Raw genomic sequence first — 22263 nt, 5'->3', positions numbered from 1 at the left:
ATTATTTATATTAAATAAAGGATTAGAATTCTTAGGTCTCTATAAAAGTTTGTGAAGACATTCTTCTGGACAAAGGAGAAAAGCATAGATAACATAAATATGAAAAATTAAGGAATAAGAACCTTATGGTCCGTGTAAGTACTAGTGAATTTCGAGTAGGATTGAGAGTAGAAATTGATGGTCAACCCTATCTTATTTTACAAAATGAGTTTGTAAAACCTGGAAAGGGGCAGGCTTTTAATAGAATAAAAGTTAAAAATTTTTTAACAGGACGTGTCATCGAAAGGACGTTTAAATCTGGAGAGTCTATAGAAACTGCAGATGTTCGAGAAGTCAGTATGCGCCTTCTGTACACAGATCAGGAAGGAGCTACTTTTATGGACGATAAATCTTTTGATCAAGAAACTATTTTTTGGGACAAATTGGAAAATGTAAAAAATTGGTTATTAGAAGATATTATCTATACTTTGATTTTATATAACGGTGATGTTATTGCTGTAGAACCTCCAACTTTTATGGAGCTTTCTATTGCTGAAACCGCCCCTGGAGTTCGTGGAGACACCGCTTCAGGACGAGTCCTGAAGCCTGCAGTTACGAATACTGGAGCAAAAATTATGGTCCCAATCTTTATTGAAGAAGGGGAAATTGTTAAAGTTGATACTCGAAATGGTAGCTATGAATCGCGAGTTTCCAAATAATTCTTTAAAAGTTCTATTGTGAAAAAAAAACCACTAACTTAGATATTAAATATGGTAGAAAAAAAAACAAAAGAACTTTCAAAAGAAGCTCGTTGGCTAAAACAACTAAAAGATCGCGCGGTTATTCTTGAAGAAAAAAAGAAACGCCAAGCATGGGTAAATAAGCTTGTTGTTATGCCCGATTCTGTTCGAGATATAGATATTCAAAGTACTCCGGAAACACCTCAATTATTTCAAGATATAGCAGAAAAAATTTTAGAAGAAGGTATATAAAAACCTTCTCTTTTTGTTGTTTTGGAATTCTAGGATTGTAAAGATGTTTTGATAGATATCTTTAAAGGCTCTTCGTATTTTAAGAGATTTGTAAATACCGCTGTATAAGCCAAGTAACTTCTAGGATATAAATCTAGTATATGAAAACGTGCATTGCTAGGAAGAGATACCGATCCGCTATTAAGAATGAGGCTTGGTGAAAAACCTTTGTTGTTATACACCGCAGCTTGATGTTCGTGTCCATGAAGGTATAAATGTACATTGGGATAGTTTTTGAGCGCTCGTTGTAAAAGTTTATGATTAATAAGATCATGAGCTTTCTTTTTAGAGGGTAGTAAAGGGTAATGGTTTGCTATGATCACGTTTTCATTGGTAGGAAGAGTTCGCAAAAAATCTTCAAGATTAGAAATTTGTGTTTGTTGAATAGCTCCATTTGCTGCAAACCAGCCATTGAGACACGAGCAATCTAAAAGTACAAGCCACCAGTGTTTGGTGAGTCTATTAATGGAAAGTTTTTCCTTTTGTAGTTGAATATCTGGAAAGTAATGATAAAAGGTTTGCTCTCTTAAAGCTTTTTGTGTGTAAACATCGTGGTTTCCAGGAAGAACATAGATTCGAGCATATTTTGATAAGCGATCAACACAATAACGTGCCAACAGAAACTCTGCATCCAAAGCTGTTAAAGTTAAATCTCCTGTGAGGCAAACACTGTCGGCTTGGAGGTCATGTAAAAGATCTGGGAAACGTTTACAAATAGTAGATGCATGAAAATCTATAGGACTAAAAACTTGTCGGAGTAGTCCTTTTAATCGCTTATTAAAGCAGCTCAAAGGATTCCAAGGAAAAACTCGAAAATGAATATCAGAAATATGTACCAAACGAAAGGCTTCTTGAGATTTTGGTAGCATGAGGATTTCCTTTGAAGAATTACTAGTGCAATTTTATCAGATGAAGAAATTACTTTTCTTTAGAATCTAATGAGAAAATAGCATGCTCTTCTATTCAATAGTTTTAGAAGAGAGTATCATTAATGCTGTATCCATAGCACAAGATAATGCTGTTGAAATCGTAGCCAAGGAATCTAATACTCCTCCAGAAATTAAATCTTCAATTTCTTGAGAAAGAATATTGAAGCCCATGCTTACAGTTGCTAGTGTCTTTAATTTTTCTATAATTGCATTACTATCAAGATTGGCATTGAGAATCAATTGTTCTAAGGGAGCTTTGCAAGCTGCTTGTAAAATATATGTTGCTGCGCGTTCTTCTTCGGGAAAATCTTTAGGATTTCCTAAATCTAAAGATGCATATAATAAAGCTACTCCACCTCCAGGAATATAGCCGTGTTTTGTTGCTGAAGCTATAAGTGTAAGACCTAATCTATAAAGAGGTTCTGTATTTTCTTTGACTGAAAGAAGAGCTACAGAACATTGAAGTCGTTGCATCCTCTCTATTAATGTAGACTTAGCTTCTAACGAGGCTGTTGTGCGAATTTCTTCTTCAAGTTGTCGGACTTTTAATGTAAGAACCTCTGGAACGTGTTGTCCACCAATTAATGTCGTTTGAGTTTCTGAGATCTCTACAGACGAGCATGATCCAAGAATAGTTGTATTGAGATCCATATTTTGAGAATAAATATGAGTGCCTGTAAATAAAGCTATATCTTCTGCTAAAGTTTGTTTGTCTGTTGAGAGTCCAGGAATAGTAATGACGGAAACCTGCAGCAATCCTCGAAGTTTATTTACAATTAGAGTTGCTAGAACATCTTTATCTATATCTTCACAAAAAATAAGTAAATGTTTGTCTCTTTGAGAAATGTCTTGTAACAGAGGAAGAAGTATATGAATGTTAGTAATTTTTTGGTCCAAGATAAGAATTCTAGGAAATAAAATAGTTGTAGTGCGGGTTATAGGATCTGAAGCAAAATAAGCTGATGTAAAACCAAAATCTATTTTCAGACCTTGAGTTGTCTGCATTTCTAATTGATAATTTTTTGTAATGGATATTAAGCCTATAGTGCCTGTTATAGCAAAAGCTTCAGCAAGATCATCTGCGATAATAGGAGAACGAAGAGCTGTAAAGATTAAACATTGTACTTTTTTGGCATCTTTTATTGGCCAAGAGTATGTATTTAAAATTTCAAGAAGTTGAGAGATTTTTTTCTGAAGGGCTTGAGAAAGCTTGAGAGTAGAAAAACCTTCCCCTAAAGCTTTATAGCTTTCCTTTAAAATCGTGTGAAGAAGAATGAGTCCTGTTGTGGTTCCATCGAAATGCTTTTTATGAATTTTATTGGCCATTGCTTTAGCAAAACCTACACCAGCATTTTCGTAAGGATCTTCTAATTCTGTTTGAGAAAGAATAGAGTATCCTCGTTCTTCCAAAAAGGCTAAAGAGGACAGATTATGTCGAGGCCCATAAAACTTTCTAACAAGATCACAAGCTTTGTCTATACCAAGAAAAAGTTTTGGATTGGCATTATGATGTGATAGTTTTCCTTGATCGGACATGTGAATCCTCGGTAGAAATATATAAATTCACACTACCAAGTCGTATTTTAGTTCACAATATCTTAGGCTGGAAAGGTGGCACCCGGAATCGAACCGGGGATAGAGGCTTTGCAGGCCTCGGCCTTACCGCTTGGCTATGCCACCAGAAAACTACAAGATCTTTTAGTTTAAGCGAAATGAGATTTTATAGTAAGAGAGAATTCTCAATTTCACTATAGGGTGTATTATCTTTATTTATATTATTTCTTAGAGATAATTGAACTTGTCAGAAATTGTTGGAACTGAACGTTAGGAATAAATTATGAAATCTACATTGGTAGAGGACTGGGTTGCATTAATGTTACCGGAAGCTTCTTATTCAAAATCTATGGAAAAGATTTCTGGTGTAGCTATTGATTCTCGATTAGTACAGCCCGGAGATTTATTTTTTGCTCTTTCAGGCAATACTACAGATGGTCATTGTTTCCTTCGAAATGCTGCAAAAGCTGGAGCTGTAGCAGCTGTTGTTTCTAAAAAATATCGAGGAGAAAGTTTTGGCTTAGAATTAATACGTGTTGAAGATCCAAAATGTGCTTTAAAAGAAGCTGGACATAGTCAGTACAATTTGTTTCAAGGAAATGTTATTGGAATCGCCGGCTCTTTAGGGAAGACTACAACGAAAGAATTTTCCAAAATATTCTTATCCTCAACATATAAAGTTTTCTCTAGTCCAAAAAGCTATAATTCTCAATTAACAGTGCCACTGAGTTTATTAATGGCTGATGGAGATGAGGATTTTATTCTTTTAGAAATGGGAGTTTCTGAGCCAGGAAACATGCAAAATCTCCTTTCAATAGTTCAGCCTGATATAGTTGTCATGACTCATATCGCAGATCAACACACAAAGAACTTTCCTTCTGGAGTTCAAGGTATTTTGGAAGAAAAAAGTCTTATTTTAAACAATAGTCGTTTACAACTCCTTCCTAAAGATTCTCTTTGGTATGACCATCTTAGATCGAAATCTTCTCTAGCAGATATTTTTTCCTTTTCTTTTCATGATCAATCTGCAGATTTTTGTTACAAAGCTATAGATTCTCAGACAGTCACAATCCAAACTCCTGATGAAGATATCCATTTACCAATAGCTCTTTCCTATAAACCTGCTTATGTAAATTTGCTCATAGCAGTTTCCTTAGCATGGCTTCTGAAAGTTTCTATAGAGAATCTGATTTACTCTTTGCCATCTTTACAACTTCCTCCTATGCGTTTTGAACAAAGCATTAGAAATGGTATTCATATTATTAATGATGCTTATAATGCTTGCCCAGAAGCTATGCTCGCAGCTCTTGATGCTCTTCCTAATCCTAGTGAAGAAGGACGGATTATTTTAATTTTAGGACATATGTCAGAACTCGGAGCATATTCTGATGAAGGTCATGCTATTGTTGCAATGAAGGCTTTATCAAAAGCTAATATGATATTTTTTGTTGGAGAAAAATGGAGCTTAATTCAACACACTCTAAAAGATCAGCCTTGCCAAACGAGTTTTTACTCATCTGTTCACGATATAGAACCAATCTTAAAAAATATCGTTAAACAAGGAGATGTCGTTTTTCTTAAGGGATCACGTTGTTTAGCTTTAGAATCTCTTTTGGTTTGTTTTTAATTTTAGGTGTCATGTGATTTACCTAATATATACTTCTTTTAAAACTCCATCTCTTTTTAATTTGATTCTTGTCAGTGTTTTAGCGTTAGTTTTAACTATTTTGTTAGGTCTTCCGATTATTCAATGGTTACAACATTCAAATTTCTTAGATCAAATCCACAAGGAACACTGCAAAGAACTAGAAATTCTTCATAAAAATAAGGCTAGAGTTCCTACTGGAGGAGGAGTTCTTCTGTTTGTCGTATTTCTAATTTCTATATTTATTTGGTTCTCTTGGCATAGCTTGGTAACTTGGATAATTGTAATTTTAGCATTTTGTTGGTGTGCTCTAGGATGGTATGACGATAATATCAAAAACAAAAAAAGAAAGGGTCATGGTTTAAAAGCTAAACATAAATTTTTAGTACAAATGCTAATTGCTGTTGCTACTCTGGTAGTTCTTCCAAAAATTTATGGAAGTACTCAACCTTTGTTTTTATTGCGAATCCCTTTTGTATCCGAATCTATATATATGCATTCTGTGTTTGGAAAAATATTTTGCTTAGGACTTGCTCTTGTTGCAATTGTTGGGACTTGTAATGCTGTAAATCTTACGGATGGTTTGGATGGTCTTGCTGCAGGAACTTTTAGTTTTGCTGCTCTTGGCCTCCTTATTGTTGCTATGCACAGCCCCATGCTTCCGAAGATATCTCAAGAAATTGTTTATGCTCTTGCAATACTTGTGGGTATGAGTGTTGGCTTCCTATGGTATAATGGATTTCCTGCTCAAATTTTTATGGGAGATACAGGATCTTTATTGTTAGGAGGGATGTTGGGAAGCTTTGCTGTTATTCTCAGAGCTGAGTTATTTCTAATAATTATCGGAGGAGTTTTTGTTTTAGAAGCGGGCTCTGTGATCTTACAGATCGTACATTATAGATGGAGAAAAAAACGTATTTTTTTGTGCTCTCCTTTACATCACCATTATGAATACAAAGGTATTCCAGAATCTAAAATAGTTCTGCGGTTTTGGTTATTTGGGATTATATGTGCTGGTATAGGCGTTCTTTCTGTATTTTGGAGATAGTATGTCCCAGAGAGTTGTTATTTTAGGTGCTGGAATTTCTGGAAAAACTTTAGCAAAATACTTTTATGAACAAGGACATCATGTAATTATTGTAGATCGTTCTTCAGAAGCTTTAAAGTATGTAAAGCATGTCCACGTTAAACTTTTGGAAAAAGAAAACAATTTACCTAGCGATGTCGATAGTGTTATTCGTTCTCCAGGAGTCCTTCCTTCTCACCCTTGGGTTAGAGAAGCTAAATCTCGAAAAATCCCTGTAGAGACTGATATACAAATTGCATTAAAAAGTTCTGAGTTTCAAAAATATCCTTCTTTAGGAATTACGGGATCTAATGGAAAAACAACAACAACAACATTCCTAACACATCTTTTAAAGACTCTAGGAATTCCTGCATTGTCTATGGGGAATAATGGACAACCTATTTTAGAGCAAATGAAGTTACCTGGAATTCGTGTTGTAGAAGTTAGCTCTTTTCAATTGGTAGACCAAGAAGAAAAAATTCCAACATTATCTGCTGCTGCAATATTAAATTTTTGTCGAAATCATCTTGATTATCATGGAACTATGGAAGCATATTTCTCTGCAAAAACTTGTATTATGAAAAGCTTGAAAAAAGACCATTCTTTATGGGTTGGGGAGGGAATTTCTTTGGGAAAGCCTTATCAATTTTATTCTGAAGAAATTCAAGAAGTTTTAGATAAAGCAAGTGCATTAAAATCAATATATTTGCATGATAGAGATAATTATTGTGCAGCCTATGCTTTGGCTAAAGAGGTTTGTCACGTCCCTTTTGCAAGTTTTCTGCTGGCAATTCAGACATTTGAAAAGCCTCCCCATCGAATAGAATATCTTGGAAAAAAGCATGATGTGCGTTACTACAATGATAGTAAAGCTACAACAATAGATGCTGTAGAACGGGCTCTTATTGCTTTGGGCAAGAGAGTGATTATCATTTTAGGAGGCAGAAATAAAGGTGGAGATTTCTCTACTCTCTCTACTATCATTGCTCAAACAGCAAAATATGTTATAGCTATGGGAGAGTGCCGAGAGGAAATAGCACAAGCTTTAAAAGGGAATGTTCCTTTAACCTTGGCTACAAACTTAAAAGATGCAGTAAATATGGTTCAAGAAATTGCTGAAGCAGGAGATTCTGTATTGTTGTCCCCAGGGTGTGCAAGTTTCGATCAATTTCAAAGCTTTGAAGAACGTGGGGTTCTTTTTAAACAACTAATCGGAGAAATGGAGGCTTAGAATTCCTTATGAATCGTAGAGATATGGTAATCACTGCTGTTTTGATGAATGCTATGTTGCTCATAGTTTTGTTTATAACATCAAAACATAGCTCAGTTAAAAATTATGCAGAAAATTATCAAGAGTTTTCTACTAATAAAATAGTGCAAATTCATTCTCCAGAAGAAGTTGTTGAGAAACAGATAGTTCAAATTCCTGCAGTATCTGTTGTTCATCCTGTTGCAAAAGAAACTTTAGCCGCACAGTTTGTTGAGGAAAAACCTATTGTAGCTGTTCCTCAACCTAGTCCTGTAATAGAAACTTCAGAAACTACATCCTTGCAATCTAAGCCTATTCAAGAAAACCCTAAAGAAAATTATACAACAATTGTAGTGAAAAAAGGTGATTTTTTAGAACGTATAGCTCGTGCTAATCAAACTACAGTTGCAGCTCTAATGCAAATCAATGACCTTACTTCTACACAATTGAAAATAGGTCAAGTGATCAAAGTTCCTATAATAAATCGAACTGATAATACGAAAGAGTCTTCACAAATAACTAGTTCTGAAAATTATTATATTGTGCAAGAAGGTGATAGTCCTTGGACTATAGCTTTGCGCAATCATATTCGTTTGGAAGAGTTGCTCAGGCTTAATAATCTTGATGAGCAAAAAGCTAGACGTCTCAGACCCGGGGATCAATTACGTATACGCTAGACGTATCTTTTCTATGAAATGGTTTGTCATTTCTTGCCTGTTAGGTATCTTTTCTCTAGGGTTAATCATGGTTTTTGATACTTCTTCTGCAGAGGTCCTAGATCGTTCCTTGGCTTGTAGCACGCATAAAGCCTTAATTCGTCAAGTTACTTATCTTGTTCTTGGCTTGGGAGTATCTTTCGTTATCCATATAATTGGATGGAAAGATTTTCTCAAAATGAGCCCTGTTTTGCTAGTTATTGCAAGTATTGTCCTTGCTTGTATATTGATTCCTGGTGTTGGAATTTGTAGAAATGGTGCTAGACGCTGGATCGGTATAGGGCAGTTAGCTCTACAGCCCTCGGAATTCGTTAAGTACCTCATTCCTCTTGTCGCTATAGAATATCTTAGCTCCTATCAACAATATCGTAGGAATTTTCCACTTTTTCTTAAACTTATGGTATGTTTATTTATTCCAATATTACTTGTCGCCATAGAGCCTGATAATGGTTCCGCCGCTGTTATCGCCTTTTCTTTGATCCCAGTATTTATAATGACTTTTGTTCGCTGGTGGTATTGGCTTGTGCCTTTAATAGGGATTATTTGTATTGGTGGAACTCTTGCTTATAGAATGCCTTATGTTCGACATCGACTGAGCGTATATATTCATCCTGAATTAGATATAAAAGGTCGTGGCCACCAACCTTATCAAGCAAAAATAGCTGCAGGTTCTGGAAAGCTTTTCGGTAAAGGACCTGGAGCTGGATTACAAAAACTTACTTATTTGCCAGAGGCTCAAAATGATTACATAGCAGCAATTTATGCAGAAGAGTTTGGTTTCGTAGGTATACTACTTCTTATACTTCTTTACATGTGTGTTATTTTCGGGGGGTATGCCATTGCTATCCATACCACCTCTATAAAAGGAGCAGCCTTGGCTATTGTGATTACTGTTATCATTGGTATTCAGGCTTTTATTAATCTTGGAGTTGTCTCTGGACTCTTACCTAGTAAAGGAGTAAATCTTCCTTTTTTTAGCCAAGGAGGATCATCCCTAATTGCAAATATGTGTGGTATTACTTTGTTATTAAGGGTTCATGATGAAGAAAATACGTAAAATCGTTTTGGCCGTAGGAGGTTCTGGAGGTCATATTTTTCCAGCTTTATCCGCAAGAGATTCTTTTCTTCACGAAGGTGTTGATACTCTACTCCTAGGGAAAGGGCTGGATGGTCATCCAGCTTTGTATCAGCAATCCGTAAGTTATAAGGAAATTCCTTCAGGACTTCCTATTGTTGCAAACCCTATAACAATGATGCTTCAAGGCAAAGCTTTACTCTCAGGATATATGAAAGCGTGTAAGGAATTACATTCTTTTCACCCAGATTTAGTTATTGGTTTTGGAAGTTATCACTCTCTCCCTATTGTTTTAGCTGCGTTAAGAAAAAAAATTCCTTTATTTCTCCATGAGCAAAATCTCTCTCCAGGAAAGGTAAACAAGTTGTTTTCTCGTTTTGCTAAGGGTATTGGCGTAAATTTTTCTCCCGCTAAGCAAGGTTTTAAATGCCCATCTCAAGAAGTCTTTTTGCCTAAAAGAAGAGAAAAACTAGCATCTTTTAAAAAAGATGAGAAGATCTCTCCAAAAATTTGTATTGTTGGAGGATCTCAGGGAGCTAAAGTCTTGAACCAGGTAGTCCCCAAAGCTCTTTCTCAGCTTAGTTTTGAATTTCCTAATATGTTAGTTCATCATGTTGTTGGCCCTAAGGGAGACGTTTCGAGCGTAGAATTTGTGTATCGGCAAAACAATATAGCTTGTTGTGTTAAGCATTTTGAGACGCATATGTTGGATGAACTTTGTTCTTCAGATCTTGTGATCAGTCGTGCTGGAGCAACTATATTAGATGAGCTTTTATGGGCAAAAATTCCTGCTATTTTAATTCCCTATCCAGGGGCTTATGGCCATCAAAAAGTAAATGCAGAATTTTTTGTTCATACGGTTCATGGTGGAGATATGATCTTAGAATCAGATCTTAATGAGAAAATATTAATAAAAAAAATAAAATTAGCCCTAGATCCCCAAACTAATGAAGCTAGAAGACAATCTCTTCAAGATTATAAAAAATACCAATCTCAAAAATCTTTTTATCAATTTATTTGTGAGCATCTGTAGGTAATATATGAATACAACGCCTCATTATCATTTTATTGGAATAGGCGGTATAGGTATGAGTGCTCTAGCACATATATTGTTAGACCGAGGATTTTCAGTTTCTGGTAGTGATTTATCTCAAAATATCACTATAGAAAAACTTAAATCTAAAGGAGCAAAATGTTTTTTAGGTCATCATGAAAGCTATGTTCCAGAGAATAGTACGGTAATTTATAGTTCTGGAATCTCTCAAGATAATATAGAGTTATGCCGAGCAAAAGAGAAAGGTCTTCCTCTTCTTCATCGTTCTCAGTGCTTAGCTATGCTCATGGAAGGATATGTAAAAATTCTTATTTCAGGAAGTCATGGGAAAACAACAACATCATCATTGATAACAGCAATTTTTCAAGAAGCTAATTTAGACCCTTCATATGCTATTGGAGGCTTAAATTCTGACTCTTTAAATGGTTATTCTGGATCTTCTTCTATATTTATTGCAGAGGCTGATGAAAGTGATGGATCTTTAAAACATTATTGTCCTGACATTATTGTTTTAACTAACTTAGATAATGAACATCTCGTTAATTATGATGAAGACTCTGAGAAACTATTGCGAACTATACAAGATTTTTCAGAGAAAGTTCTCGATTTTCAAAAAGTGTTCTATTGTGGGGATAGCCCCACGCTTTTTGGAAAGATATCCGGAATTTCTTATGGATTTTCTTCAGAATGTCAACTACGAGTTCTTTGCTCTTCTCAAAAAGAATGGCAGTCCGTATTTTCTTTAGTTTTTCATGACATAGAATACAAGGACATAGTTTTAAATCTTCCTGGACAACACAACGTAGCTAATGCTGCGGCTGCTTGCGGTGTTGCTTTGACTTTTGGCATAGATATCGCAATCATCCGTAAAGCTTTAGAAAAATTCTCTGGAGTACAGCGACGTTTAGAAAGAAAGAATTTCTCTGATAGATTTTTATTTCTTGAAGATTACGCTCATCATCCTGTGGAGATTACTAGTACCTTGAGAGCTGTTCGAGATGCTGTTGGATTACGTCGAGTAATTGCTATTTGTCAACCTCATAGGTTTTCTCGGTTACAAGCATGCCTAAACCTTTTTCCTGAGGCTTTTAAGGATGCTGATGAAGTTATTTTAACAGATGTTTATAGTGCAGGAGAAGCCCCTTTAGATATTTCAATGTCTTTATTGAGTTATAAAATTTCTTTGGAGTCTCTTGTAAAATGTTCTTATATTCCTTTTGATCAGTTAGTAAATTGTTTGAAACAGAAAATAAGAGTTCATGATGTTTGTATCTCATTGGGAGCTGGAAATATCTATACTTTGGGGCACTCTTTAAAATTTTTTGAACCAAAAAAATTAGCTTTAGGCGTTATTTGTGGGGGGAAATCTTGCGAATATCAGATTTCTTTACTTTCTGCAAGTTATGTTACTCAAAGACTACCTTCAGAATATTACGAATGTACTTTTTTTGTAATAGATCGTGATGGTTTATGGAATATCGTTGATGATTTAGAAAAAAGTTTTTTAGAAGGTTTGGGAAGTCACGTATTCTCTTCAGAGATTGCCCAAGCTATAGCAAAAATTGATTGTTTTTTTCCAATTTTGCATGGACCTTTTGGAGAGGATGGTTCTATTCAGGGATTTTTCAAGACTATAGGAAAACCTTATGTAGGTTCTGATTTGCTTCCTGCAGCTATTTCTATGGATAAAATTATGACAAAGCGATTGGCTTCTGCTATAGGAATACCTGTTGTTCCTTACCAGGAAATATCTTTATTTTCTTGGAAGAGAAATGCTGATGGTTGTGTGCTTAGTATTCTAAAAGCTTTTACATTTCCCATGATTGTAAAGTCTTCTCATCTTGGTTCTAGCCTTGGAATTTTTCTTGTACATAATGAGGAAGAACTTCGAAAAAAAATATCAGAAGCTTTCCTTTATGATACAGATGTCTTTGTTGAAGAAAGTCGATTAGGATCTCGAGAGATCGAAGTCTCTTGTATAGGCCAATCTTATAGTTATTATATTGCTAAGCCAAATGAAAGATCAGGAACTCAAGGGTTTATCGGTTATCATGAAAAATATGGCTTAAATGGAATGACTAGTGCAAAAATCTCTTTTGATTTGAAGTTGTCCTCTGAATCAGAAACTCGAGTTAAAGAGCTTGCTGAACGTGTTTTTAAAGCTATACAAGGAAAAGGAAGTGCTCGTATTGATTTCTTTTTAGATGAAGAAGGAAATTTTTGGCTTTCCGAAATAAATCCCATTCCAGGAATGACTGCCTCGAGTTCTTTTTTAAAGGCATTTGTACAATCCAATTGGTCTATTGAAGATGTTTTGGATTATCTAATTATTGAGGGATTACATAGATTCGAAAGACAAGAGAGAGTATCTCGAGTAATAGAAACTTCCCCAGAATTAATAACAAATAGCTAAAAGTAATAATGTTACTTTTAGCTATTATGATTACAATAAAGTTGTGAAAAAATCTTAGTGATTATGACTGCAGGTACAACTGCATTGAACCTCTGACTGTTCTTCTTCTAACTCTGACAACGCTTCTTCTAAGTTTATCTCTTCATTACTACTACATGAGCTACTTAGTTCACATTGAGAATTATGATCTTCTTGTTGATCAAGAAAATCTACTTCGGATTCATCATAGTTATTTTCATGCATGGTTTTTTCCCCATTTTCTGGTTGGATTAAATCAATTTGAACTTTTTTTCTTAATCTTGAACATACACGCCTGAGAATAGTTCTTAAAGCATGTATAGTGTTACCTCTTCTTCCTATAATTTTCCCAATATCTTGAGGAGCCACGCGAATTTCTAATTTAATAGAATCGTTATCTTTATCTTCAATAGAAGTAATTTCAACAGCTTCAGGATCGGCAACTAAATTTTTAACAATATATGCTACAAACTCTTCCATAAAATCCAAATAAAAATGAGATGTAGAATTGGAAATACACAACGATTGTATTTTCTCAAGTTCCTAGAGGGAGTATAGTCTATTAGGTGAAAAAGTCAATGTTTATTCATGCCTAAAAGGCTTATTAGTACATTGATCTATGAGCCATTTTGTATAACCTGAATTTTCTTCTTCCAAAGGAATTAGAAGTATTTCCGGACACGTATAAGAACAAAATTCTTTAATTTTCATAGACACTTTGGAGATATGTGCACGAATAGTTTTGATTTGTATTTGATATTCTTCATGAGAGGTTAGTTTTCCTTCCCATAGATAGATGGAACATCCTTTTGGTAAAATGTGTACACAGGCTGCTATATGCTCTGTTATAAGAGCTGTCGCTAGTTCATGACCTTCTTTTTCAGAGGGAAATTGTGAAACAATAATAATCGGTGTCATAGCTTCTTTAAAAATAAAGTATTAGGAAATCTCAAATCATAAATGTAGTGACTATTTAAATCGATTAGAGAAGGATCGGTTCGAACAATTTTATATAGTTGTAAAGCAGATAAAAAAGCTTCTCCAGGAAGTCTTAAAATATCCCCAGAAGATAGAGAAACTACAATTTCACCAGGAAAATTATCGTAAGCTGTTAAATCTATAGTTTTTAAATTTGAGAAAGAAAGCTCTTCAATTAGCTCCATAATAAGAGCTGTTTTGATTTTTGGTAATTCAAGAGTAGCAAGGTCTTTTTCTGAGAAAAAAACTGAAGGAAGATTGAGAGGTGGGAAAAAAGGGGTACAAGGAAAGCAAGATCCCTTCAGATCAAAAAGCATGTTAGATTGATTTGCGACAAAAGCTACTGGAGTTTTTAAAGAATAGAAGATGGCAATACCTTTGTTGTCGGGAACTTTGTTTATGACAATAGAGGAAAAAATGCCTATCTCACGTAAAGTTTTTTCAGCATGTTTAACTGAAAAATGTTTTAAAAATGTTGGATCATTTGCAGAAAGCTCTAGAAGTTCTGAAAAGACAATTCCTGGTAGCTTGTGCAAACTTGCAGACTTTAAAAATAAATTCTTTATAGGAACATCACATATTTTAGATGTAAAAATATTTTCGGGAAAAAACAACCAGCAAAGTGTCGGAACGCAAATCAAACTACTTAAAGCAATGATGATAAAAGAAGAAAAAACAGAAAACTTAGGCCCTGGAGAAAAAATTTTTTTAAAAAAACTGTTAACCATGCGAGTACGTTGTTTTTTATCTTTATCGTAAATAATATGCCTAATATTTGCGAGATACTGTTGGGTAGGGAGGTACTCCTTATGGATTTGTCAATAAAGGAATATGGAGACATTGTAGTAGTTGTTCTTCGAGGAGTTTTCGATGCTGTTGCTGTACCGAAAATTGAGGATTTTTTAAAACTACAAATTTCTCAGAGTAGATGTAAAATTGTTTTAAATATGCAAGAAATAAATTATATAAGTAGTGCAGGAATTCGTCTTATATTGTCATTATTTAAGTTGTTACAAGGCTTAGATGGGCGGCTATGTATATGTTGTGTTCAAGATCAAGTCGCAGAAGTTCTTCGTATTGCTGGAGTAGATCAACTTTTGTCTTTATGCCATTCAGAACAGGAATGCTTCAGTAAGTTTTAGTTTTGGTATGTTATCTCCAGGTTCTCACTCCCTTACTGCTTCGCCACCAATAGGATACGACGTATGTCTTGAACTTCAAGAGCAGTTTGTGAAACTCTTTAAACGTACTGTGATTTTACTTGCTGGACCTACAGGGTCTGGGAAAACAGAAGTTTCTTTACAGCTTGCCTCCATGATTGATGGAGAGATTATTTCTGTAGATTCCAAACAAGTTTACCGAGGCATGGATATTGGTACTGCAAAAGTTTCTCGGGAAGCTCAAGGTGTTATTCCTCACTACTTAATAGATGTTTGTCATGTACAAGAGTTATTCAGCGTTGTTGATTTCTATTATGAGGCGGTGCAAGCTTGTCAAAACATTTTATCAAGAAATAAAGTGCCAATTCTTGTTGGGGGAACAGGTTTTTATTTCCACGCTTTTCTAACTGGTCCACCAACAGGGCCTTCTGGAGACGCTTATTTTCGCTGTATTTTAGAATCTCGTGTCAAGCAATTTGGGATATCTTCTCTTTATGAAGAGCTTTCATCGTTAGATCCTCAATATGCTCAAACTATCACAAAGCATGACAAAAATAAGATAATTCGTGGTTTGGAGATAATTCATCTTACAGGAAAGCGGGTAAGTGATCATTCGTGGAATACAGGAGGTTCTTTTTCTCCAGAATATCCCTGTAGGGCATGGTTTCTTTCTCCTCAAAAGGAACTTTTGAAGCAAAATCTTTCGATTCGTTGTGAGAAAATGTTACAAAATGGATTGATAGAAGAAGTTCGGAATTTATTAAATCAAGGCATAAGACAAAATCCCTCTGCCGCAAAAGCCATAGGCTATCGTGAATGGATAGATTTTATAGATCATGGGGAATCAGAAGAATTATATGAAGAGACAAAAAAAAAATTTATCTCTAATAGTTGGCGTTATACGAAAAAACAGCGAACTTGGTTTAAGCGTTATAGTATTTTTCGAGAGCTTCCAACAATAGGTTTGTCGGCTGTTGTCATTGCTCAAAAAATAGCCGAAGATTATCGACTTTATGGGTGAGTTGTTGTTTTTTTGATGTGTTGATAAAAAGAATCGCGTTCTACAGGAGTAAAACCCGCACTACGAATGAGTTGTTGTATCTCATCTTCTGTGCTCTGTAATGACCATCCTGTGCATCTGTGTACACTTTCATCTAAGATAGTTCCTCCAAAATCATCGGCTCCATAATGCAAAGCTCGCTTTCCAACTTCTTTCCCTTCTCCAAACCATGAAGCCGCTATATGATCAAAATTATCTAAAAAAATTCGAGAAACTGCCAATATTCGATAGTATAGTTCCTCCGTGTTTCTAAAAGAAATTTTTCGACCTAAAGCTGTATTTTGAGGCTTATAGCTCCAAGGAATAAAACTATAAAAACCAGATCGTTCATCTTGGGCGTTACGTAACGATTCCAAATGGGTAAGAATATCCTCAGGAGTCTCTATATGACCAAACATCATAGTGGCAGTTGTATGAAAACCTAATTTATGACTTAGCTTATGGAATCTAAGCCAACCTCCAGGCTCCATTTTTTTTGGAGAAATAATTTTTCTAACTCGTTCTGAAAGGATTTCTGCACCGCCCCCTGGAATAGTTCTTAAGCCAGCTTCCCATAATCGAGATAGAGCTTCTTCTTCAGAAATTTTGGAGACTTGAGCAGCATGATTTATCTCTACTGCAGAGAAGAAATGAGGATGTATGGAAGGGAATTCTTGAACGCTAATACGTACTAATGTTTCAAGATAATCTATGCCAATAGTTGGATGAACGCCCCCTTGTAACAATACAGTTCTAATTCCTAATTTTGTATAACGCTGTAATAATTGGCGAAAGTCGTCTAAAGTAAAAAGATACGCATCAGGAGAGCGTGGCTTTCTATAGAATGCACAGAACGTACAATCCATTTTACAAATATTTGTATAATTTGGATTGGCATCCAACACGTAAGTGATTTCATCCGCAGGATAACGCTGTTTTCTGAGATGATTTGCCAAAAGTTTAAGCTCTTCCAGCGGCATAGAAACTAGCATTTCAAGTCCTTCCTTAGAAGTTAGTCTAGTGGAGTTCATAAAACAATTGACGATAAAGGTTTAGAAAAGCACACTTTAGTTCCTACATATTTTCTTTTCAAGTTCTAGCCTAAGTTGTTTTATGGATACCACAGACAACAGCTTTATATCTTCCCAAACGGAATCGAGTTCTGTGACAGAGATTTGTGACAAAAGATGTTCTTTAGAAAGCAAAGAAGTCAGAGACGTTGATAATTCTTTTGCAATTTTTACTAATGAATTTGCAAAACTTTCTACCTTGGAAGAGCAAATGACTTTTAGTCTTAATCGGATGGAAATAGCTTTAAGTGAGTCTTCAGGAATTAATTTAAAGCTTTTTTGGGCTATACGTAAACATAGTTTACCTTTATTTCAACAAGAGCAAGATCTTTCGAAAAGAGCGAACGCATGGCGTCGGTATATAGAATTGACAAAAGAGGGTAGGCGCATCAAAGCTTTTCATGAAGAAGGCGATTCATTCGTTATAGATCAAATTGAACTGGCTATATCTTGTTTAGAAAAAGATATAAATTCTGTTTTACAGAATATTGATAGTGAAGAAATTGATCCAATTTTTTTGGAAACTTCAACTTTAGAAAAACACCATGAATTTTATAAAACTCAGCACGCCTCTTTATTGTGGTTAAGTAGCTTTTCTACAAAAATCATAGCTCTTCGAAAAGAACTAATGAATGTTGGAATGCGGATGAAGTTGAAAAGTGAATTTTTTCAACGCTTATCTGTTTTGGGCAATCATGTTTTCCCTTTGCGTAAAGAGCTTATAGAAAAAGTAAGTCAGGTTTTTTCGGAAGATGTCGACTCTTTTGTTGCGAGATATTTTTCTAAAGCTGATAAAAATGTTTTGAAGCGATCTGTTTTTTTTTTAAGAAGAGAGATAAAAAATTTACAGAGTGTTGCTAAAAAACTTTTTGTTACCTCTAATGTTTTTTCTGACACACGTTTAAAGCTTGGTCAGTGCTGGGATCAGTTAAAGGGTTTAGAAAAAGAGATTCGTCAAGAACAAGGAAAAATACGTCTTGCCTCTATAGAAAATACAAAAGAAGTACGGTCTCTTTTGGATGCTGCTTCTATGCAATTGGATGCAGAAGAAGATCTTACTAAGATCCAAAAGAATTTAGAAAGCATTGCTAAACGTATTCGTGCGTTAGACTTTGTTCATGAAGACGTTGTCACTTTAAAAAGTGAACTTCATATTTTATATGATCGTCTACATGCGAAGCAGGAAATTATTGAGAAAACTTGTCAAGAACGATTGATAAAAGATCGTCAAGTAAAGCAAAAAGCTATTGATTCCTTATCTTCTCGTATTGCTGAGTTCGTTCAAACTTGTGATGCTGGAAACATAACACCATCTTCTAAAGAGTCTTGGAAGGAGTTAAAAGAATCTCTTACTAAGATGACTTTTTTGTCTAATTTCGAAAAAATTTCTTTAGACAACCAATTAAATCAAGCTCTTCAAATTATTACTCGATTTTTTGAAAATCAGCTGTTATCTGATTCTAGAGCAAATATTGAAAATATGCGTCAGGTTTTATCTCAAAGGCAAATACGTCGTAAAGAGCTGAAAAATAAGTTAGAGCAAGATAAGAAACTATTAGGATCTTCAGGGCTCGATTTTAATCGCGCTATGCAATATAGTTCTCTTGTTGAAGAGGATAAGCGATCTTTAGAAGAGCTAGATCAAAGTATCTTAAGTTTAAAAAAGCAAATCCAGCAAATTTTATGACTAGACGTTGCATATATGCTTTTGATTTAGATAAAACTCTTCTTCGGGGGAATAGTAGTTGGAAGTTCTACCGTTACGCTTTGTTGCGTCAACTATTTCCCTATAAGAGTATTCCTGGTTGTATATTACGATTTTTGGGATTTAAGTTTTTTTTTGACCTGTCCTCCTTTTACACTCGAATAGTAAATCGTTTACTTTTGAATACCCCTCAGGAAAGTCTTTTTAGTTATGCTAGAGATTTTGTCGCAACTTTAAAAAATAATGATTTTTATGCTCCAACTATAGAGAGATTGGAAGAAGCTTTTAAGGATCCTTTTGGCCAAGTTGTTTTATTCTCTTCTTCTCCGGATTTCATCGTGGGTCCTATAGCAGAACGATTGGGAGTACATTTGTGGTATGCCTCATATTATCAAACTGAATCAGCTGAGCAAGTCGTATATAAAAAATGTTTGACTGGGGAGAAGAAAGCGCAAATCCTTAGTTATCTAAAAAAAATATGTCAAGCTCGAAGTCATACCTTTTCGGATCATATACTAGACCTGCCTTTCCTCCTATTAGGGGAAGAAAAAACCGTTGTGCGTCCTCGAGGTCGTTTAAAAAAAATAGCTAAAAAGTGTTATTGGAATATCATCTAAAGTAATTAAAAAAGCTCGACCTTATCTTAGAGAATCAGGTATTCTCGAGCAGACCTTTATGGAGTTGTTTTATATTAATTTATTGAAAACTATAGCTAAAGTTATAAATCAAAAAAAAGGTAATAACCTTATTGTCTTGGATGTAAGTAATATTTCAGATTTTACAAATTATTTTGTATTTGCTGAGGGAAATGTTTGCATTCATGTTAAAGCTTTAGCTAATGAAGTCATTCACGTTTTAAAAAAGCAAAATCTACTCCCTCATGTAGAGGGTATGAATCATGGTGACTGGATAGTTATAGATTATGGATATATCGTTATACATTTGTTCATCTCAGCAATTCGAGAACGATATCGTTTAGAAGAGCTTTGGAAAGATGGTTCCAATATTGCATTAAATTTCTGACTTCTTAATGGAGTGGAGAGCTATATATGAGTAGAAAACGTGTGGTTGTTACAGGCTTGGGTGTAGTGTCCTGTTTAGGCTACGAAGTAGACACCTTTTATGATAATTTGCTTGCAGGTATTAGTGGTGTTAAAACGATTTCTTCTTTTCCTTGCGAAAACTACGCCACGCGATTTGCTGGATGGGTCCCTGAGTTTAATCCAGAACCATACTTAGATAAAAAACAAGCTCGTCGTGTAGATCCTTTCATTACATATGCTATGGTTGCTGCAAAAAAAGCTATAGCAATGTCCCGTTGGGATAAAGATCATCTTCCAGCAGATCCGTTGCGTTGTGGTGCTATTATTGGCTCAGGAATGGGAGGATTGGCAACTCTCAATGAGGGAATGGAAAAAATTTTGATAGGAAAGAAAAAAGTCTCTCCTTTTTTTATTCCCTACATTATTACAAATATGGCCCCAGCCTTAATTGCTATGGATTTTGGTTTGATGGGACCGAACTTCTCAATATCTACTGCATGTGCAACCTCCAATTATTGTATTGATTCTGCTTACCAACATTTAGTTTCAGGTCGGGCCGATATGATAGTATGTGGTGGTACAGAAGCCGCTGTAAATCGCATTGGTTTAGAAGGTTTTATAGCAAATCGTGCTTTGTCAGAAAGAAATGATGCTCCAGAAAAAGCTTCTAGACCTTGGGATCGAGATCGTGATGGCTTCGTTATGGGCGAAGGTGCAGGTGTTCTTGTTTTAGAGACCTTAGATAATGCTTTGCGCCGTGATGCTCCAATTTTTGCTGAGATTTTGGGATGTTATACAACTTGTGATGCTTTTCATATCACAGCTCCTAGAGACGATGGTGAAGGAATAACAGCATGTGTGTTAGGTGCTTTGCTTGCTTCTGATATCCCTAAGGAGCGGGTTAATTATATTAATGCTCATGGAACCTCTACTCCTTTAGGAGATATTTCTGAAGTTTTAGCATTGAAAAAAGCTTTCGGTAGTCATGTTAAAAATCTTCGTATGAACTCTACAAAATCTTTAATAGGTCATTGCTTGGGGGCTGCTGGTGGTGTAGAAGCTATCGCAACCATACAGGCAATTCTCACAGGTAAAGTTCACCCAACAATTAATTTAGAAAATCCTATTACTGAAGTCGAGGATTTCGATGTAGTTGCAAATAAAGCTCAAGATTGGGATATTGACGTGGCTATGTCGAACTCTTTTGGTTTCGGTGGACATAATTCAACGATATTATTCTCGAGGTATATACCCTAATTATGATGAAGGCACAACATGAATACTCTTTTGGTATTATTCCAATAAAGTTTTTTGGAACTCCAGATAAAAGCACATTAAAAATTTGTTTTATTTGCCATACAAAAGGTAGGCATTGGGGATTCCCTAAAGGTCATCCTGAAGACAAAGAAGGACCCCAAGAAACTGCAGAAAGAGAGCTTGTCGAAGAAACTGGTTTAGGAGTTGTTAATTTTTTTCCAAAAATTCTGGTCGAACAATATTCTTTTACAGATGAAAATCAGATGCTTATTAGAAAAGAAGTTTCTTATTTCTTAGCAGAAGTCCGTGGGGATGTTCACGCAGATCCCTCAGAGACTTGTGAGCATCGTTGGATATCTTTTCAAGAGGGATTACGTTTAGTTAATTTCCCTGAATTGCGAGGATTGATAGTAGAAGCTGATAAGTTTGTTCACAACTATCTATTTTCTTCTTAAAAGAGGAGAGAAAAAATCTCTCCTTTATTAAGTATTATTTGATTGCTGTAGCCTCATTGTTAATATATGCTAGATAGTCTTCATGAGCTAAATGAATGACCTTTTGAGCTTCTTTTTTCCCATAGATTCCCACAATTTCTATTTTCGCAGCTTGTCCTTGCATGAGGTTTTCTGGAGTTGCTTTGTAAGTTAAAAAGTAGTGCTGAATCATATCTAAAACAGTACCAGGACAATCAGAAACATCATCTATTCCTGCAAAAACTAAATCATCTTCTAAAACTGCGATAATTTTATCGTCTGCTTCGCCAGAGTCAATAATGCGTAATCCTCCGATAGGACGTGCTTGTAATAGGATATTTCCATGAGTTATATTTTTCTCTGTAAGCACACAGACGTCTAAAGGATCTTTATCCCCTTGAATATTCTCTCTTAGAGTTTGCTCACCACTATATTTTCCTGAAGCTTCCCCACAGTATGTTTGCGGTAATAAACCGTAAAGACAAGGACAAAAATTAGAAAATTTTTGAGGTCTATCTACTTTTAAAAGTCCAGTAATTTTGTCTAATTCAAATTTTACAGAATCTTGAGGAGTAATCTCTATATAGCAACATAAAGATTCATAATCATTGTAAGTTAATGTAGGGCCATGCCAAGGATGGGCAACATTTGTGGGAAGTTTAGACATATAAGTCGCTCTTTTGATTTAAGAATTCTTATTCGAGTTTTTAAACCCTATAGATTATCATGAGTGCAATTTTATGAGAAGAACATGCCTACTATAATTGACTTTTAATTATTTTTATAGAATGCTTTGTTTTTATAAATAC

General features: G+C 35.1%; 22 protein-coding genes, 1 tRNA gene and 1 pseudogene. 16 read left to right on the top strand and 8 right to left on the bottom strand.

Annotated elements, in window-relative coordinates; translation table 11 throughout:
- Positions 1–125: 125 nt before the first annotated feature.
- Together efp and JMS40_RS00645 are read left to right on the top strand one after the other, a co-directional pair.
- On the top strand, positions 126–698 hold the full coding sequence (gene efp / locus JMS40_RS00650; protein WP_201456357.1) for an elongation factor P: 573 nt from the start codon (positions 126–128) through the stop codon (positions 696–698).
- Positions 699–749: 51 nt separating this feature from the next.
- Positions 750–971: a hypothetical protein gene (locus JMS40_RS00645; protein ID WP_201456356.1), complete on the top strand. Its 222-nt coding sequence runs from the start codon at positions 750–752 to the stop codon at positions 969–971.
- 29 nt (positions 972–1000) lie between these two features.
- Here the strand turns inward: JMS40_RS00645 and JMS40_RS00640 are convergent, their stop codons facing one another.
- From JMS40_RS00640 to JMS40_RS00630, 3 genes are all read right to left on the bottom strand, one after another.
- Complete coding sequence (locus tag JMS40_RS00640) at positions 1001–1879, bottom strand: metallophosphoesterase (RefSeq protein ID WP_201456355.1); 879 nt, start codon at positions 1877–1879, stop codon at positions 1001–1003.
- Positions 1880–1969: 90 nt separating this feature from the next.
- Positions 1970–3475: a variant chaperonin GroEL3 gene (gene groEL3 / locus JMS40_RS00635; RefSeq protein ID WP_201456354.1), complete on the bottom strand. Its 1506-nt coding sequence runs from the start codon at positions 3473–3475 to the stop codon at positions 1970–1972.
- A gap of 73 nt (positions 3476–3548) precedes the next feature.
- A tRNA-Cys gene (locus tag JMS40_RS00630) sits at positions 3549–3619 on the bottom strand.
- 157 nt (positions 3620–3776) lie between these two features.
- On the opposite strand from JMS40_RS00630, the gene murF reads away from it, so the two are divergent.
- The 7 genes and pseudogenes from murF to JMS40_RS00595 all read left to right on the top strand — a co-directional run bounded on the left by murF (position 3777) and on the right by JMS40_RS00595 (position 12711).
- Complete coding sequence (gene murF / locus JMS40_RS00625) at positions 3777–5120, top strand: UDP-N-acetylmuramoyl-tripeptide--D-alanyl-D-alanine ligase (protein WP_201456353.1); 1344 nt, start codon at positions 3777–3779, stop codon at positions 5118–5120.
- 13 nt (positions 5121–5133) lie between these two features.
- A complete protein-coding gene (gene mraY, locus JMS40_RS00620) occupies positions 5134–6186 on the top strand; it encodes a phospho-N-acetylmuramoyl-pentapeptide-transferase (RefSeq protein WP_236558918.1) in 1053 nt (350 codons plus the stop codon).
- A 1-nt stretch (position 6187) separates the two neighbouring features.
- Complete coding sequence (gene murD / locus JMS40_RS00615) at positions 6188–7435, top strand: UDP-N-acetylmuramoyl-L-alanine--D-glutamate ligase (protein WP_201456352.1); 1248 nt, start codon at positions 6188–6190, stop codon at positions 7433–7435.
- A gap of 8 nt (positions 7436–7443) precedes the next feature.
- Positions 7444–8130 carry a LysM peptidoglycan-binding domain-containing protein gene (locus JMS40_RS00610; protein WP_201456351.1) on the top strand — a complete coding sequence of 229 codons (687 nt, stop codon included), beginning with the start codon at positions 7444–7446 and terminating at the stop codon, positions 8128–8130.
- A gap of 13 nt (positions 8131–8143) precedes the next feature.
- A pseudogene (gene ftsW / locus JMS40_RS00605) lies at positions 8144–9310 on the top strand (putative lipid II flippase FtsW).
- The gene (gene murG / locus JMS40_RS00600) at positions 9234–10277 is read left to right on the top strand and encodes an undecaprenyldiphospho-muramoylpentapeptide beta-N-acetylglucosaminyltransferase (RefSeq protein WP_370545319.1); all 1044 of its coding nucleotides are present in this window, start codon (positions 9234–9236) and stop codon (positions 10275–10277) included. The pseudogene ftsW and the gene murG overlap by 77 nt, the downstream one beginning before the upstream one ends.
- A 7-nt stretch (positions 10278–10284) precedes the next feature.
- Positions 10285–12711, top strand: coding sequence for a bifunctional UDP-N-acetylmuramate--L-alanine ligase/D-alanine--D-alanine ligase (locus tag JMS40_RS00595; protein ID WP_201456350.1), 2427 nt, complete (start codon positions 10285–10287; stop codon positions 12709–12711).
- Between the two features lie 54 nt (positions 12712–12765).
- On the opposite strand, the gene JMS40_RS00590 is transcribed toward JMS40_RS00595, so the two are convergent.
- The 3 genes from JMS40_RS00590 to JMS40_RS00580 form a co-directional block, all read right to left on the bottom strand.
- On the bottom strand, positions 12766–13209 hold the full coding sequence (locus tag JMS40_RS00590) for a KH domain-containing protein (protein WP_201456349.1): 444 nt from the start codon (positions 13207–13209) through the stop codon (positions 12766–12768).
- A gap of 102 nt (positions 13210–13311) precedes the next feature.
- On the bottom strand, positions 13312–13647 hold the full coding sequence (gene cutA / locus JMS40_RS00585; protein ID WP_201456348.1) for a divalent-cation tolerance protein CutA: 336 nt from the start codon (positions 13645–13647) through the stop codon (positions 13312–13314).
- A complete protein-coding gene (locus JMS40_RS00580) occupies positions 13644–14435 on the bottom strand; it encodes a hypothetical protein (protein WP_201456347.1) in 792 nt (263 codons plus the stop codon). The genes cutA and JMS40_RS00580 overlap by 4 nt, the downstream gene beginning before the upstream one ends.
- 81 nt (positions 14436–14516) lie before the next feature.
- On the opposite strand from JMS40_RS00580, the gene JMS40_RS00575 reads away from it, so the two are divergent.
- Together JMS40_RS00575 and miaA are read left to right on the top strand one after the other, a co-directional pair.
- Entirely contained in the window at positions 14517–14849 is a 333-nt protein-coding gene (locus tag JMS40_RS00575) for an STAS domain-containing protein (protein WP_201456346.1), read from the top strand.
- A gap of 7 nt (positions 14850–14856) precedes the next feature.
- Entirely contained in the window at positions 14857–15888 is a 1032-nt protein-coding gene (miaA, locus tag JMS40_RS00570; protein WP_201456345.1) for a tRNA (adenosine(37)-N6)-dimethylallyltransferase MiaA, read from the top strand.
- Here miaA and mqnC read toward each other — a convergent pair.
- Positions 15879–16937 (bottom strand): cyclic dehypoxanthinyl futalosine synthase, encoded by a 1059-nt coding sequence (gene mqnC / locus JMS40_RS00565; protein WP_201456344.1) that lies wholly within the window; start codon positions 16935–16937, stop codon positions 15879–15881. The two genes, miaA and mqnC, sit on opposite strands and share 10 nt — an antisense overlap.
- Before the next feature lie 82 nt (positions 16938–17019).
- On the opposite strand from mqnC, the gene JMS40_RS00560 reads away from it, so the two are divergent.
- The 5 genes from JMS40_RS00560 to JMS40_RS00540 are packed head-to-tail and all read left to right on the top strand — an operon-like array spanning position 17020 to position 21436.
- Entirely contained in the window at positions 17020–18663 is a 1644-nt protein-coding gene (locus JMS40_RS00560; protein WP_201456343.1) for a hypothetical protein, read from the top strand.
- Entirely contained in the window at positions 18660–19298 is a 639-nt protein-coding gene (locus tag JMS40_RS00555) for a haloacid dehalogenase-like hydrolase (protein ID WP_201456342.1), read from the top strand. The genes JMS40_RS00560 and JMS40_RS00555 overlap by 4 nt, the downstream gene beginning before the upstream one ends.
- A gap of 58 nt (positions 19299–19356) precedes the next feature.
- The gene (rsfS, locus tag JMS40_RS00550) at positions 19357–19704 is read left to right on the top strand and encodes a ribosome silencing factor (RefSeq protein WP_201456341.1); all 348 of its coding nucleotides are present in this window, start codon (positions 19357–19359) and stop codon (positions 19702–19704) included.
- A gap of 26 nt (positions 19705–19730) precedes the next feature.
- Positions 19731–20981 carry a beta-ketoacyl-ACP synthase II gene (gene fabF / locus JMS40_RS00545; protein WP_201456340.1) on the top strand — a complete coding sequence of 417 codons (1251 nt, stop codon included), beginning with the start codon at positions 19731–19733 and terminating at the stop codon, positions 20979–20981.
- Positions 20982–20983: 2 nt separating this feature from the next.
- On the top strand, positions 20984–21436 hold the full coding sequence (locus JMS40_RS00540) for a bis(5'-nucleosyl)-tetraphosphatase (RefSeq protein WP_201456339.1): 453 nt from the start codon (positions 20984–20986) through the stop codon (positions 21434–21436).
- A gap of 34 nt (positions 21437–21470) precedes the next feature.
- Here the strand turns inward: JMS40_RS00540 and JMS40_RS00535 are convergent, their stop codons facing one another.
- Positions 21471–22121: an inorganic pyrophosphatase gene (locus JMS40_RS00535; protein ID WP_201456338.1), complete on the bottom strand. Its 651-nt coding sequence runs from the start codon at positions 22119–22121 to the stop codon at positions 21471–21473.
- Positions 22122–22263 lie beyond the last annotated feature (142 nt).

Origin of the sequence: Chlamydia sp. 17-3921 (assembly GCF_902705545.1) — a bacterium.
In the GTDB taxonomy this organism is placed as follows: domain Bacteria; phylum Chlamydiota; class Chlamydiia; order Chlamydiales; family Chlamydiaceae; genus Chlamydia.
The sequence above is the reverse complement of the archived record's forward strand: the minus strand, read 5'-3'. Positions and strand labels throughout refer to the sequence as shown.